General features: G+C 68.7%; 12 protein-coding genes and 1 pseudogene. 5 read left to right on the top strand and 8 right to left on the bottom strand.

Translation table 11 applies throughout. From position 1 onward, the window contains the following. Positions 1 to 71: 71 nt before the first annotated feature. Positions 72 to 701 (bottom strand): phosphatase PAP2 family protein, encoded by a 630-nt coding sequence (locus FHS97_RS09095; protein WP_184036135.1) that lies wholly within the window; start codon positions 699 to 701, stop codon positions 72 to 74. A 56-nt stretch (positions 702 to 757) separates the two neighbouring features. Then, positions 758 to 1,522, bottom strand: coding sequence for a hypothetical protein (locus FHS97_RS09090; protein WP_184036133.1), 765 nt, complete (start codon positions 1,520 to 1,522; stop codon positions 758 to 760). 47 nt (positions 1,523 to 1,569) lie between these two features. Between FHS97_RS09090 and trmB the strand changes: the two genes are divergently transcribed. The 3 genes and pseudogenes from trmB (at position 1,570) to FHS97_RS09075 (ending at position 3,258) form a co-directional block, all read left to right on the top strand. Continuing rightward, positions 1,570 to 2,250: a tRNA (guanine(46)-N(7))-methyltransferase TrmB gene (gene trmB / locus FHS97_RS09085; protein WP_184036131.1), complete on the top strand. Its 681-nt coding sequence runs from the start codon at positions 1,570 to 1,572 to the stop codon at positions 2,248 to 2,250. Between the two features lie 560 nt (positions 2,251 to 2,810). Beyond that, positions 2,811 to 2,921, top strand: a pseudogene (locus FHS97_RS17770) (PEPxxWA-CTERM sorting domain-containing protein); the annotation flags it as partial. Positions 2,922 to 3,051: 130 nt separating this feature from the next. Then, the gene (locus FHS97_RS09075; protein ID WP_184036129.1) at positions 3,052 to 3,258 is read left to right on the top strand and encodes a hypothetical protein; all 207 of its coding nucleotides are present in this window, start codon (positions 3,052 to 3,054) and stop codon (positions 3,256 to 3,258) included. 20 nt (positions 3,259 to 3,278) lie between these two features. On the opposite strand, the gene FHS97_RS09070 is transcribed toward FHS97_RS09075, so the two are convergent. From FHS97_RS09070 to FHS97_RS09060, 3 genes are read right to left on the bottom strand one after another with little or no spacing between them, the layout of a single operon-like run. Then, positions 3,279 to 3,740 carry a DUF3429 domain-containing protein gene (locus FHS97_RS09070; RefSeq protein ID WP_184036127.1) on the bottom strand — a complete coding sequence of 154 codons (462 nt, stop codon included), beginning with the start codon at positions 3,738 to 3,740 and terminating at the stop codon, positions 3,279 to 3,281. Between the two features lie 3 nt (positions 3,741 to 3,743). Next, on the bottom strand, positions 3,744 to 4,367 hold the full coding sequence (locus tag FHS97_RS09065; RefSeq protein WP_184036124.1) for a YbhB/YbcL family Raf kinase inhibitor-like protein: 624 nt from the start codon (positions 4,365 to 4,367) through the stop codon (positions 3,744 to 3,746). A gap of 13 nt (positions 4,368 to 4,380) precedes the next feature. Further along, the gene (locus FHS97_RS09060; protein WP_184036121.1) at positions 4,381 to 6,465 is read right to left on the bottom strand and encodes a catalase; all 2,085 of its coding nucleotides are present in this window, start codon (positions 6,463 to 6,465) and stop codon (positions 4,381 to 4,383) included. A 151-nt stretch (positions 6,466 to 6,616) separates the two neighbouring features. Between FHS97_RS09060 and FHS97_RS09055 the strand changes: the two genes are divergently transcribed. Then, complete coding sequence (locus FHS97_RS09055) at positions 6,617 to 7,945, top strand: methyl-accepting chemotaxis protein (RefSeq protein ID WP_184036118.1); 1,329 nt, start codon at positions 6,617 to 6,619, stop codon at positions 7,943 to 7,945. 2 nt (positions 7,946 to 7,947) lie between these two features. On the opposite strand, the gene FHS97_RS09050 is transcribed toward FHS97_RS09055, so the two are convergent. Further along, positions 7,948 to 10,056, bottom strand: coding sequence for an ATP-binding protein (locus FHS97_RS09050; protein ID WP_246346562.1), 2,109 nt, complete (start codon positions 10,054 to 10,056; stop codon positions 7,948 to 7,950). 251 nt (positions 10,057 to 10,307) lie between these two features. Here FHS97_RS09050 and FHS97_RS09045 point away from each other — a divergent pair, with 251 nt between their 5' ends. Continuing rightward, complete coding sequence (locus FHS97_RS09045; protein ID WP_184036113.1) at positions 10,308 to 11,687, top strand: DEAD/DEAH box helicase; 1,380 nt, start codon at positions 10,308 to 10,310, stop codon at positions 11,685 to 11,687. 259 nt (positions 11,688 to 11,946) lie between these two features. Here FHS97_RS09045 and ruvA read toward each other — a convergent pair whose 3' ends face one another. Together ruvA and metK are read right to left on the bottom strand one after the other, a co-directional pair. Then, on the bottom strand, positions 11,947 to 12,543 hold the full coding sequence (gene ruvA / locus FHS97_RS09040; protein WP_184036110.1) for a Holliday junction branch migration protein RuvA: 597 nt from the start codon (positions 12,541 to 12,543) through the stop codon (positions 11,947 to 11,949). A gap of 347 nt (positions 12,544 to 12,890) precedes the next feature. After that, entirely contained in the window at positions 12,891 to 14,108 is a 1,218-nt protein-coding gene (gene metK, locus FHS97_RS09035; protein ID WP_184036108.1) for a methionine adenosyltransferase, read from the bottom strand. Between the last annotated feature and the right edge of the window lie 22 nt (positions 14,109 to 14,130).

Below are 14,130 nucleotides of genomic sequence, written 5' to 3'. Positions count from 1 at the left end.
TGTCGTCCCGGACTTGATCCGGGACCCCGCTTCTTCTGCCTTAATCGTTGAAAAGGCGGGCGACGAGGAAATCAGCTCGGATGCGCCTCGACTTCGGCCTCCGCCTTCACCTCGCGCCGCGTCTCGGCGAAGCGCTCGCCTGCGTCGATCGCCCAGCCTGCGACGCGCTCCGCGAGCCAGCCGATCACCGCGCCTGCCACCACGTCGCTGCCGTAATGCGCGCCACGCGCGACCTGCGCCACGCCGGCGGTGCCCGCCGCCAGCCTCGCGACACCGCCGATGCCGGGCGCTTCGTGAGCGACCGACTGTGCCACCGCCACCGCACCGGCGGTGTGCCCCGAGGGAAAAGCGTTGAAATTGGTGTCGTCGGTGCCATGCCCCTTACGCGGCACTGCGTCGGTGCCCGCGACATTCGGCCGCGCGCGATCGACGCTGGCCTTCAGCACCGTCTTGAGCCCGGTCGCGAGCAGGTGGCTCGCCACCATCCGCGCGCCGTTGCGCGCCAGCGCCGGCCGGCGCAGCACCGCGCCGATCGCCAGCGTACCCAGCCCGAGTGCGAGAAGCGGCGGCTCGTCAGTGGCCTTGGCGATCGGCGTCAGCGCGCGCATCGCCCCCGCCGCCGCCAGCGCGCGCAGCGGCGCGGTGGCGTCATGCTCGCGTTCGGCGGCGGCGCGCAGCGCCTTTTTCTTCTTCTTGCCCATATCCGCTCCGCTTGCGTGTCCGCCTGCCAACGAGCCGGATGCGCTTTCGGTCCCGACTAAGAGGCTGCGGTATAGGCGACGAACGGTTCGGCGAGCACCATCCGCCCGTCGTGCCAGACCTGCACTCCGCCGCCGCCCTTCGCCGGATCGACCGACGCGAGCACGCGATAGACATAGCCGCCGTTCGCGAATTGATAGATGCGCCGCCCGCCGCGCTCCTCGACCAATCGCCCGCCGGTGATCGTCAGCGAGGCACGCGTGTCGCGCCCGCCCCATGGCTGGTCGATCGCGGGCAGGTCGGTGTCGTGATTGTAGCTGCGATAGACGAACCCGTCGCGCTCGCTGCGGGTCAGCTGGATCGAGCGTTTCGCGGTCACCCCCAGCACGCGCGTCTGCGGCGCGAAGCGGCAGCTGGTGGTGTCGCGGCCATAGGTGACCGACGTGACGGTCGGTGTCGTCGCGCCAGGCTCGACCATTCCGGGGTTGATCGCGTGGACGTTGCCGACCGCACGCCCCGCGGCGTTGGTGAGCGGATAATAGACCTGCCCCATCCCCGGATCGCCCACGCCGACGCGCACCGCGACCTGATGGCGCACCAGCCCCGGCTTCGACAGGCTGGTCAGCGTCGCGCCGCGCCGCGCATCGGGTGCGGACAGCACCAGCACGCGGTCGCGATCGGTCGAATCGCAGACGAACACCGCCTGCGTCCAGCCGCCCTCGCCGTTCAGCATCGAAATCGACGTCTGGCTCGACAGTTGCGACCACGCCGGCACCGCCGCCGCCGCCGCGATCACCGCCACTCCGCTCCACCACGCACGCATCGCTTCCTCCGTTTCGTTTCGCGCGCCCGTGCGGTAGGCGCGCCTGCATGAACGATCCCACAACGATCCGCCGCCTTTACGGCCGGCGTCAGGGCCATGCGTTGCGCGCCGGACAGGCGGCACTGGTCGAGGAACTGCTGCCGCGCATCGCGGTCCCCGCCGACGGACCGCTAGACGCCCTGCGGCTGTTCGGCGACGAGCGCGCGTTGCAGGTCGAGATCGGCTTTGGCGCCGGCGAGCATCTCGCGGGGCAGGCGACGGCGGCGCCGGACACCGGCTTCATCGGCTGCGAGCCGTTTCTCAACGGCGTGGTCGGCGCGCTCGGCCACGTTCGTGATGGCGCGCTCGACAACGTCCGCATCCACATGGGCGACGCGCTGGAGGTGATCGAGCGCCTGCCCGACGAGTCGCTGACGCGCGTTTATCTGCTCCACCCCGACCCGTGGCCCAAGGCGCGCCATGCCAAGCGTCGCATGATGAACCACGGCCCGCTCGACCTGATCGCGGCCAAGCTCAGGCCGGGCGCGGAGTTCCGGCTCGGCACCGACGACCCGACCTATTGCCGCTGGTCGATGATGGTGATGAACCAGCGCCGCGACTTCGTGTGGCAGGCCGGGACGGCGCGCGACTTTCTCGAACGCCCCGCCGACTGGCCGGAAACCCGTTACGAGCGCAAGGCGCGGCGACAGGGACACGAGGTCTGGTATTTCAGGTACATCCGCATATGATCCTCCTCCGGCATCGTTAACGTTCCGTTAACTAATTGCTGTAACACGCCTTTAGGGGTTGGCCGCTGCCGCCCGAACAGGGGAGTGACATGAAGAAGCACTTTTTGGCTGGTCTGGCGCTCATCGGCGCCGTCTTTTCCGCTCCCGCCTCGGCGACGGTATCGCTCGGCGATACCGTGACGTGCGGCGGATTTAGTTTCGAATGTTCGACCGAGCGCGCGACCGTGGGGGCGGGTAGCGAATTCGGAATCGACTTCGGTCGATTCGGCACGCTGCTGCTCGCCGATTTCACCACCGGGCTGCTGACGATCAGCTATGCCAATAACCCCGAACTGCCCGATGGTGCGCCGTTCGGCGAGACCTTCGCGCTGTTCTTCAGCAACGAGACCAATCCGTTCACCTTTGCCGAGCTGGGCAATGTCGACGGTGTCGAAGGCCTCGACGACAGCTCCGTCAGCGTCGACGGCGGCTTCGTGACCGTCAACCTCTCGAACGTGACGTTCGGGCGCGACAGCTCGCTGCAGGTGAAGTTCGACCGCACGGTCACGCCGCCGCCGGCCGGTGCGGTGCCGGAACCGGCGACCTGGGCGATGATGATCCTCGGCTTCGCGCTGGTCGGCTTTGCGATGCGCCGCCGCACCACGGCGACGGTGCAGCCGCTGCTCGCCTGATGTCTCGGGGCGGCACCGGCTGTTGCCAGCCGGGCCGCCTTGTCGGCGCCTGTCCGGCGCCTGTCCTCTTTGTAACGGGACAAAGCGCCGCGCGCGCCTATCTTCGCTCCATCGACCAAGGAGAGAAGAGATGCGTTCCGTTCTCATTGCCGCCATTGCCGCCACGGTCCTCGCCGCCTCGCCGGCCTCCGCGAAGGGGTGCCTGCGCGGCGCCGCTGCGGGTGGCCTCGCCGGGCATATGGTCGGCAAGGGTCATGGCGTGATGGGCGCCGCCGCGGGCTGTGCGGTTGCGCACCACCATTATGCCAAGAAGGCTGCTGCAGCGCGCAAGCACTGAACCGGATCGTGCGGGCGGGGTCAGCCCCGCCCGGCGATCAGCGCCAGCGCCAGCGTCAGCGCGCCGAGCCCACCCGAGAGCGTCAGCCGTAACTGCCGCCACGCCGGCACCTCGCGCAGCAACGGCCCGATCGCGCGATCGCCGAGCGGGCTGGCGAGCAGCGCGAGCGCCAGCACCGTCAACGCCGCGGCGGGCGGGGCGACGCCGCCGACCACCGCGAGCAGCGCCGCCCAGCCCGTGAGGCTCGGCGCGACCGCCAGCAGATACGGCCACCAGCGCGCGTCGCTTCGCAGCAGCGCCTGCATCCACCACATTCCGCCCAGAAATGACAGGATCAGCGCGGCATAGGCACCGCCGACGATCGCTGCCACGCTGCGCGTCGCCGGCTCGACCAGCGCCAGCACGACGCCGGCGAGCGACGGCAACAGCCCGGCGACCCCCAGCGCTACCGGCGGGGTTCGCACCTGCGGCAGCGGGGTCATGGGTCAGGCGACCTGCGGTGCCGGTGCTGCCGGTCCGACCGGCGCTTCCTCGCCGCGCGAATAGGTGCCGACCAGCATCCCCGCCGCGACCACATGCCCGCGGATCGCATCGAGCAAATCGCTCCGCCTCGGATTGATGTCGAGCGCCGCCGCGCGATCGAGCGCGAAGAGCTGGAAGACATAATCGTGGCTGCCATGTCCGGTGGGCGGATCGGGCGGCAGCCAGCCCTCCTGACTGTAGCTGTTGCGCCCGACGTCCGACCCGTCGTTCGCGCCATGCCCATCCGGCGCGATCGCGCCTTCGGCGAGCGACCCGTCTTCGGGCGGCAGGTTCCACACCACCGCATGGACCAACGGGTTGGTGGCGGGGGCATCGGGGTCCTCGACCAGCAACGCCAGCGCCGCGGTGCCGGCCGGCACGCCGCGCCACGTCAGCGGTGGCGACACGCCCTCGCCATCGGCGGTGAAGCGTTCCGGCAAGCGCGCGCCATCGGCGAAGGCGAGGCTGGACAATTCGAGTCGCGCGTCGCCGGTGACGATGCCGTCCTGCACGATCGCCAGCTTGGCATGACCGGCACGGACATTGTGCATCAGGCTGCCCAGCCAATGCGGGACGTGTTCGAGCATGATCCGAGCTCCCTCAGGCCAGCGTTCGGACGTTGGGCTCGCGGTCCCAGTAACGCTGCTTGGCGGCGTCGACGAACGCCTCGAGGTCGGTGATGCCGGCATCGGGCTCGACCCCGGCCTTGTCGAGCAACGGCTTGGCCGCATCGTTATGCCCGATCGCCTTCAGGTGCCCGAACGCGTCCATCACCCATTGCACCGCCGCGCCTTCCTTGACGAGCTTGGCGCACGCTTCGGCAGACAGGATCACCGCGCAGGCGTCGACCGTCACCGACGGCTGCCCGAACAATTGCGCATCGGCGGCGACGGTCGTGCCGTCCGACAGCGGCACCGCGCCGACCTTGGGCGCGATCGTCAGCGGATGCCCACCCGCGGCCTTGACCGCCGCGACCGTCGACTCGAACTCCTCGCGATCGGTGCCGTCGGCGAACAGGATGCCGACCGTCCGCCCCTCCAGCGTGTGCTTCTCCAGCGGCCCGCGCACGATGCGCAGCGCCGGGGAAGGGGCCATGTCGAGCACCGGCGCGCTGGTCGGCGACGCCGCGGGCACGTCGATCGCAAGGCCTTCGGCGACGCGCTGCGCCAGTTCCTCATCGACATTGCGCAGGTTCGCAAGCTGCGCGACGCGGATGTGCGGGATCGAGACCTTGCTCAGCTCGAACACGAACGCCGAGGCGATATGCGCCTGTTCGGCCTTGTCCATCGATCGCCAGAACAGCCGCGCCTGCGAATAATGATCGGCGAAGCTCTCCGCGCGGATGCGCAGTTTCTGTCCGCTTTCCTCGGCGGGGAAGCTCTTGAAGCCGTTCGGGTCTTCGCGCGGGCCACCGGGTTCGCCGGCGAGATGCAGGCTGTTCGGCTCGTAATTGGCGCGGCCCTTGGGCACCTGCATCTGCATATGCCCGTCGCGCTGCATGTTCAGGAACGGACAGCCTGCCGCATCGGCGCGGCCCTTCGCCTGGTTGATCGGCAGCTGGTGCCAGTTGGTCGACCCCAGCCGCTTGATCTGCGTGTCCTGATAGCTGAACAGCCGGCCCTGCAGCAGCGGATCGTTCGAATGGTCGATCCCCGGCACCATATGGCTCGGGCAGAAAGCGACCTGCTCGGTTTCTGCGAAGAAATTGTCGGGATAGCGGTCTAGCACCATCTTGCCAACGATGCGGACCGGCAACACCTCCTCGGGGATGATCTTGGTCGCGTCCAGCACGTCATACGGCTGGCTGTTCGCGAACTCCTCGTCGAACAATTGCACGCCCAGATCCCATTCGGGATAGTCGCCGCGGTTGATCCGCTCGAACAGGTCGCGGCGCTGGAAGTCGGGGTCGGCGCCGGCGATCTTGACCGTCTCGTCCCAGATCGTCGACGCGAGCCCCGCGCGCGGCTTCCAGTGGAATTTGACGAAGGTGCTCTTCCCCTCGGCGTTGACGAAGCGGAAGGTGTGGATGCCGAACCCCTCCATCGTCGCGAAGCTGCGCGGCAAGGTGCGGTCCGACATCGCCCACATGATCATATGGGTCGCCTCGGGCATCAGCGAGATGAAGTCCCAGAAGGTGTCGTGCGCAGTCGCCGCCTGCGGATAGCCGCGGTCGGCCTCCATCTTCGCGGCGTGGATCAGGTCGGGGAATTTCATCGCATCCTGGATGAAGAACACCGGGATGTTGTTGCCGACGAGGTCCCAATTGCCCTCGCGCGTGTAGAATTTCACCGCGAAGCCGCGCACGTCGCGCGGGGTATCGACCGATCCGGCGCCGCCAGCGACGGTCGAGAAGCGCGCGAACACCTCGGTGCGCTGGCCCTTCTTCTGGAACAAATCGGCGCGGGTGATGTCGGCTAGCGAGTCGGTGCATTCGAAATAGCCGTGCGCCGCCGAACCGCGCGCATGGACGATCCGCTCCGGGATGCGCTCATGGTCGAAATGGTTCATCTTCTCGCGATAGACTTCGTCCTCCAGCAGCACCGGGCCGCGCGGCCCGACCTTCAACTGGTTCTGATTGTCCGACACCGGCGTCCCGTGGTTGGTGGTCAGCACCGGATGATCGGCGTCGGTCACCTGATGCGTCTCGCCGCCGTTGCCGGCCGGGCGGGTTTTGATGTCGGTCATGTACGATCCTCACTGACGCCGCGCGCGACGACGCGCGGGTATCTTGGATCAAAGGAACGGGGGTGCCTCGCGGTTCCTTCCCGCGGGAGGTTTCATCAAACGGTCATTTGCGGGAAAGGGGTCGTTTACTAACCCCGATTACGCCCGTCGCATGATGACGGCCTTCAGCATTCCGTCGCCGATGACGTCGGCCTCCCAAGCTGCCGCGGACGTGGTCGACGTGCGCTGGGTGACCGATGCCAGCAGGCTCCCGCACGACGCGGCGCTGCTGGATGCGGTCGAGCTGCTGCGCGCCGCGCCGCATCTCCAGATGATTGCGATCGTCGCGGCGCACGACCGGCCGTGCGGCGTGCTGCTGGAGCGTGACCTCCGCCAGTTGCTGTTCGGCCCGTTCGGTCATGCGCTGCTCAGCAATCGCGGCTTGCCGATGGGCGTGGCGGCGCGGATGCGTGCGTGCCCCGCGATCGAGATCGGGGCGCCCGCGGTTGAGGCGCTGGTGGCGTGGCGCGGGGCCGAGGGGGCCGAGGGGCTGATCCTGACGCGCCACGGCCGCTTCGTCGGCACCGTCGATCAACCCAGCCTGTTGCGCATCGCGGCGGAGCGCGCCAGCCGCCTCCACTTCGCCGAGCGCCAGCGGGCGTTGCGGATCGAGGATGCCGCGCAACGCTTCCGCGCCGACAAGCGCGATCTGGTGCGCGGGCTCGGCGAAGTGTCGCAGGCGGTCGATGCCGCGTCGCGCCGCGTGGCGCAGCGCGCGGTGGCGATCCGCACGCGTACCGACGATGTCGCGAACGCGGCGGCGGGCTCGGTCGACAACCTGCAGCGAATCGCGGTCAATGCGGAGATCTTCGCCGGCGCGCTTGATTCGGTCGAGCAGCGGATGCATGCCGCGACCGTCGCGACCCAGCATGCGGTGGCGCGCGCGCGGTCGAGTGCCGAGCAGGTCGGCGCATTGGGCGAGGCGGCGGAGGCGATCGCCTCGGTCAGTGCGCTGATCGACACGATCGCGCAGCAGACGCGGATGTTGGCGCTCAACGCCGCGATCGAATGCGCCCGCGCCGGCGATGCGGGCCGGGGCTTCACCGCGGTGGCCGGCGAGGTGCGGACGCTGGCCACGCAGACGCGCGCCGCGGCCGCCGGGATCGCCGAGCAGGTCGCGCGGATCAGGACCGCGATCGGCGAGGTGTGCGATGAACAGGAAGAGCTGGCACGGGCGGTCGAGGCGATCGAGCAATTGTCGGCCAGCGTGATGGCTGCGGTGTACGAGCAGGGGATCGCCGGACGCGCGATCGGCGAACATGTCGGCAAGGCGGGCGCCGCAACGCTGCGGATCGAGGCCGGGGTCGCCGACGTGCTCGGCAGCGCGCGCGAGGCGGGCGAGGATGCGCAGGTCATGCAGACGCTCGTCGAGCGCCTTGCCATGATCGTCGGCTCGGTGAAGTCGGGCGTCAGCAGCTTTTTCACCGAACTGAGCCAATAGGCTCAGCTCTCGGCGAGCAGCGCCCGAACCTTGGCGGCCAGTCCCTCCATCGTGAACGGCTTGGTCAGCAGCGCGACATGCGGATCGAGCTGCCCGTTGCCGATCACCGCATTCTCGGCATAGCCGGTGATGAACAGCACGCGCAGCGTCGGGAAGCGCGCCAGCGCGGCATCCGCGACCTGCCGTCCGTTCATCTGGCCCGGCAGGCCGACGTCGGTCACCAGCAGGTCGGGGCGGATCCCGCTGTCGAGCATCCGCAGCGCGCCGGCGCCGTCGCCCGCCTCCAGCACGGTATAGCCCAGCCCGTCGAGCACCTCGATCACCAGCATCCGCACGGTCGGCTCGTCGTCGACGACCAGCACCGTTGGCATCCCCTCGACCTGCTGCGCCTGATCGAGCGGCAGTGTCGCCTCGTTCTCGTCGTCGACGCTGCCGTGGTGCCGCGGCAGATAGATGCACACCGTCGTGCCGTCGCCCGGCTCGCTGTAGATCCGCACCTGCCCGCCCGATTGCCGCGCGAACCCGTAGATCATCGACAGGCCGAGCCCGGTGCCCTCCCCCATCGGCTTAGTGGTGTAGAAGGGATCGAAAGCGCGCGCCTGCACCTCCGGGGTCATGCCGGTGCCGGTGTCGCTGACGCACAGCGACAGATACTGGCCAGGCGGCAGGTCGCGCGGGCGCGCGGCGCGCTCGTCGAGCCATTTGTTTGCGGTCTCGATCGTCACGCGCCCGCCATCGGGCATCGCGTCGCGCGCGTTGATGCACAGGTTCAGCAGCGCATTCTCGAGCTGGTTGGGATCGACCAATGTGTTCCACAGCCCGGCCGCGCCGACCACCTCCAGCGTGATCGCGGGGCCGAGCGTGCGGTGGATCAGCTCCTGCATCCCCGCGACCAGCCGGTTGACGTCGGTCGGACGCGGGTCGAGCGTCTGGCGGCGCGAGAAGGCGAGCAGCCGGTGCGTCAGCGCCGCCGCGCGCCGCGCCGCGCCCTGCGCCGCGGCGACATAGCGGTCCAGTTCGCCGATCCGCCCCTGCGCGACACGGACCTGCATCATTTCCAGCGCGCCGGAGATGCCGGTCAGCAGATTGTTGAAATCGTGTGCCAGTCCGCCGGTCAGCTGCCCAACCGCCTCCATCTTGTGCGCCTGACGCAGCTGTTCCTCGGCGGCCATCAGCGCGGCGGTGCGCGCCTCGACCTCCTGCTCCAGCCGTTCGTTGAGCGTCGCCAGCTCGTGTTCGGCGCGCCGCCGTTCGACCGCGTCGCGGGTACGCTCCGCCACCTCGCGGACCAGCGCCAGTTCGTCGTCGAGCCATTCGCGCGGCTCGGCATGGTTGAGGTACAACAGCGCGACGAACCCGCCCTGTTCGGTAACGGGCATGTTGATGAACGACATCGCCGCCAGTTCGCGCAAGCCCTCGGCGGTATCGCGTGTGCGGTCGTCCTCGCGCACATCGGCGATCGCGACGGTCACGCCGTTCTTCAGATCCTCGATGTAGCTGCCATAATCCCGGAAGTGCAGCACCGCGGGCAGCGCGGAAATTCCCGCCGCGCAAAAGGCGCGCTCGGTGGTGATCGTTTCCGCGACCGGATCGACGGTGCCATAGCCGGCGCGGCTGACGTCGAGCGCATTGCCCAGCACCCGCGCTGCCGCCAGCGCCAGATCCCCGGCGTCGCCCGGATCGCGCAGCCGATCACCCAGTTCGACCAGCGCCGTCAGCCGCAGCTCGGCGCGTTTGCGCGCGTCGATGTCGAAGCTGATTCCCGGCAGGTGCGTGACGCGTCCGCTGTCGTCGCGGTCGACCCGCCCTTGCGCGGCCACCCAGCGCCACCGGCCGCCGGGGCCGGCGACGCGATATTCCTCCTCGAACGGCACAGCCTCGGCGATGCTGCGCGCGATCGCGGCGCGAACGCGCGGCAGGTCCTGTGGCGAAATGCCGTGGAAGAATTCGGCGATCGGCGCGCCCGCGGCCGCCTTGTCCGGCGCCACCCCGTACAGGCGCGCGAACCCGGCGTCGGAGGTGACCCGGTCGGCGAGAATGTCCCAATCCCAGCGGCCTAGCGGCGGTGAGTCGGGCGCATGACGCAAGGTGGCGGAGGGTTGTTCGGTCATGGCGGCGTTGCGAACGCGATACTTTCGCAACGGTTGCGCGCAACCCCGCAAAGGTCTCGCCTTGACTTCGATGAGCGAATTTGCCATCTGGCCCAGCATCGAGGCGTTGGCAGCGTGATCGGACCGTTTGGTCCCGGCTCCGCCTCGGTCGTTTTCACGGGCTTCCCAAGTCACGCGGGGTGTCAATCTTCCCCGCCATCCGTGCGTCCGATCGACGTGCGGGTAGCGCCTGTATTTAGGACTGTTATTCCATGTCTTTCGCTCATCTCGGCCTCGCCGAGCCGCTCGTCCGCGCGCTCGAAGCCAAGGGCTATACCGAACCCACCCCGATCCAGCGCGACTCGATCCCGCAGCTGCTCGAAGGCCGCGACCTGCTCGGCATCGCGCAGACCGGCACCGGCAAGACTGCCGCCTTCGTGCTGCCGTCGATCCAGCGGCTGACTGAGGGCAAGAAGGTGCTGCCGACGCACTGCCGGATGCTCGTGCTCGCCCCGACGCGTGAGCTGGCCAGCCAGATCGCCGAGTCGGCGCGCGCCTACGGCCAGTTCTCGAAGATGTCGGTCGCGACCGTGTTCGGCGGCACCAGCATCAACAAGAACCGCAACGACGTCGCGCGTGGCGTCGACATCCTCGTCGCCACGCCGGGCCGGCTGATCGACTGTGTCGAGCAGGGTTATATCAACCTGTCGATGATCGAGATCCTCGTGCTCGACGAGGCCGACCAGATGCTCGACCTCGGCTTCATCCATGCGCTCAAGAAGATCGTGCGGATGGTCCCGCGCAAGCGTCAGACGCTGTTCTTCTCGGCGACGATGCCGGCCGCGATCCGCGATCTGGCGTCGCAGTTCCTAAACGATCCGGCGACGGTGTCGATCAAGCCGGCGTCGACCACCGCCGAGCGCGTCGACCAGTCGGTGATCTTCTGCAACCAGACCGAGAAGCAGGCGCTGCTGACGATCCTGCTGCGCGAAATGCCGATCGACCGCGCGCTCGTCTTCACCCGCACCAAGCACGGCGCCGATCGTGTCGTGAAGCTGCTGGCGGGCAACGGCATCGCCGCGAACGCGATCCACGGCAACAAGAGCCAGCCGCAGCGTGAGCGCGCGCTGGCGCTGTTCAAGTCGGGCGAGGTGCCGATCCTCGTCGCCACCGACATCGCCGCGCGCGGCATCGACGTCTCGGGGGTCAGCCACGTCTTCAACTTCGAGCTGCCGAACGTCGCCGAACAATATGTCCACCGCATCGGCCGTACCGCGCGCGCCGGGCGCAGCGGCGAGGCGATCGCCTTCTGTGCGGACGACGAGCGTCCGTATCTGAAGGACATCGAGAAGGTCACGCGGCAGAAGATCCCGGTCAGCGAACTGCCGGAGGATTTCCTCAAGCAGGCCGAGCAGTTGAAGGCGCAGCGCGTCAAGACGATCGGTGCCGATCCCGCCCCGCGCGAGGATCGTCCGCGCGGCCAGCGCGGTCCGGCGCGGCCGAAGGCCAGCCACGCCCCGCGCGCGACGCCGGGCTCGGCGCAGGGCGGGCGCAACTATGCGAACGCCAGCGCCGGTGGCGGCGGGGCGCGCCGCAGTCGCGGCGGACGCGGCCGTGGTCGCGGCGGCAGCGGGGCGTCGGCCGGCGCGTAAGCGTCGTCGGGGTCGTGACCTCGGGCCGACGGTCGAAACCTCACAGCGGTGCGAGGCACGAAGGCGCCCTGTCGTCCCGGGCTTGACCCGGGACCCCGCTTCTTCTTCTCTCAATACGCGGTAGCAGCGGGGCCCCGGATCAAGTCTGGGGCGACGGTCGAAACGTCGTCGCGCGCCCGCACGCGGCAATCCGGAACCCCTGACATAACGGCGCTTGCAACGACCCGCGCGTCTCGGCCCGGATGACGGCAAACCCCCGCTATTTCGCCGCCTTGCGCAGCGCGAGCCGCACCAGCGCGTCCAGCGACGCACCGTCGCCCAGATCCTCCTCGGCCGCGGCGACCGCGCTCGCCGCCTCCGCCGGCCGGAACCCAAGGTTCAGCAGCGCGGACACCGCGTCCGACCCGGCACCGGCCGGCACCACCTGCGCCGCCGCCGACGGCCCCAGCGCCACCCCGCCGACCTTGTCCTTCAACTCGCGGACGATCCGCTCGGCCAGCTTCGGCCCGACGCCATTGGCGCGCGCCACTGTCGCCTTGTCCTGCGCCATCACCGCGCGGCTGATGTCGGCGGGCTCCAGCGCCGACAGGATCGCCAGCGCCACGCGCGCACCGACGCCCTGCACCCCGGTCAGCAACCGGAACCAGTCGCGCTCCGCCGCGCTCGCAAAGCCGACCAGCCGGATGAAGTCCTCGGCGACCAGCATTTCGGTGAACAGGGTGGTGGCCTCGCCGACTGGGCCGATCGCCGCCAGCGTCCGCGCCGATGCGCCGACCAGATAGCCGACCCCATGGACGTCGATCACCGCATGGTCGGTGCCGGTCGAGGTCAGGATGCCCTTGAGATGCGCGATCATGGGCAGGGGCGGTAGAACAAAGCGGGGGCTGCGTCATCAGCCTCCGTCACTGCGAGCGGAGCGACGCCATCAAGGACGGATCGCCGTTCGCCGGCCGCTTGCCCAATCCGTCATCCCGGACTTGATCCGGGGTCCGTCCTCGCGCTTCTCCAGCGGCCTCTTGCCGTGTGCAGCGATGGATGTCGGAACAAGAGCGCATGACGTTCGAGAAGAACTGAAGCGCTTGCGTCGAATTCATCGTCACTGCGAGCGGAGCGAAGCAATCCAGGGCTTCGTGATCCGACCCTGGACTGCTTCGCTCCGCTCGCAGTGACGATTGGGAGGCTTCCAAGAAGCCCCCAATCACATCAGGCGACAGCCTTCTTCAGCGCGTCGACCAGATCGGTCTTTTCCCAGGTGAACAGGTCGCCCTCGGCGTCGCGGCCGAAATGCCCGTAGGCGGCGGTCTTGGAATAGATCGGCTTGTTGAGCGACAGATGCTCGCGAATGCCCTTCGGGGTCAGGCGCACCAGCTGCGGCAGCGCCGCCTCCAGCTTCGCTTCCTCGACCGTGCCGGTGCCGTGCAGGTCGACATAGACCGACAGCGGCTCGGCGATGCCGATCGCATAGGACAGCTGGATCGTGCAGCGCTTGGCGAGCCCGGCCGCAACGACGTTCTTCGCCAGATAGCGCGCGACATAGGCTGCCGAACGGTCGACCTTGGTCGGGTCCTTGCCGCTGAACGCGCCGCCGCCGTGCGGTGCCGCGCCGCCATAGGTGTCGACGATAATCTTGCGCCCGGTCAAGCCGGCGTCGCCGTCCGGTCCGCCGATCTCGAATTGGCCGGTCGGGTTGATGTAGATCTTGGTCGCGTCGTCGATGAAGCCCTGCGGCAGCACGTCCTTGAACACGCCCATCACGTAATCGCGCAGGACCGCGTACTTGGACGCATCGGCATTGTCGCCCTTCTCGCAATAGCCCGGCGCATGCTGGGTCGAGACGACCAGCGCGACCGCCTTGACCGGCACGCCATTCTCATACTGCAACGTCACCTGGCTCTTGGCGTCGGGCTCGAGGAACGGCGCGGCGCCCGAGTGACGGTCGGCGGCCATCCGCTCGAGGATCTTGTGGCTGTAATAGAGCGTCGCCGGCATCAGGCCCGGCGTCTCGTCGGTCGCGTAACCGAACATGATGCCCTGGTCGCCCGCGCCCTCGTCCTTGTTGCCGCTCTCGTCGACGCCCATCGCGATATGCGCCGACTGGCCGTGCAGCTCGTTGAGGAAGCGGAATTCGTTCCAGTGGAAGCCCGACTGCTCATAGCCGATGCGCTTCACGGTCGCGCGAACGGTCGCCTCGATCTCTTCCTCGATCCCCGGCGCCCATTGGTCGTTCTCGTACACGCCCTTGCCGCGGATCTCGCCCGCCAGCACGACGAGCTGGGTCGTGGTCAGCGTTTCGCAGGCGACGCGCGCCTGCGGGTCCTTGGAGAGGAACAGGTCGACGATCGAATCCGAAATCTGGTCCGCGACCTTGTCGGGATGGCCTTCGGACACCGACTCGGACGTGAAGATGAACGACTGACGCATGGAGGCTCCGGGAGATAACGAT

The sequence above is a fragment of the Sphingomonas endophytica genome (assembly GCF_014199415.1).
Lineage (GTDB): Bacteria > Pseudomonadota > Alphaproteobacteria > Sphingomonadales > Sphingomonadaceae > Sphingomonas > Sphingomonas endophytica.
The sequence above is the reverse complement of the archived record's forward strand: the minus strand, read 5'-3'. Positions and strand labels throughout refer to the sequence as shown.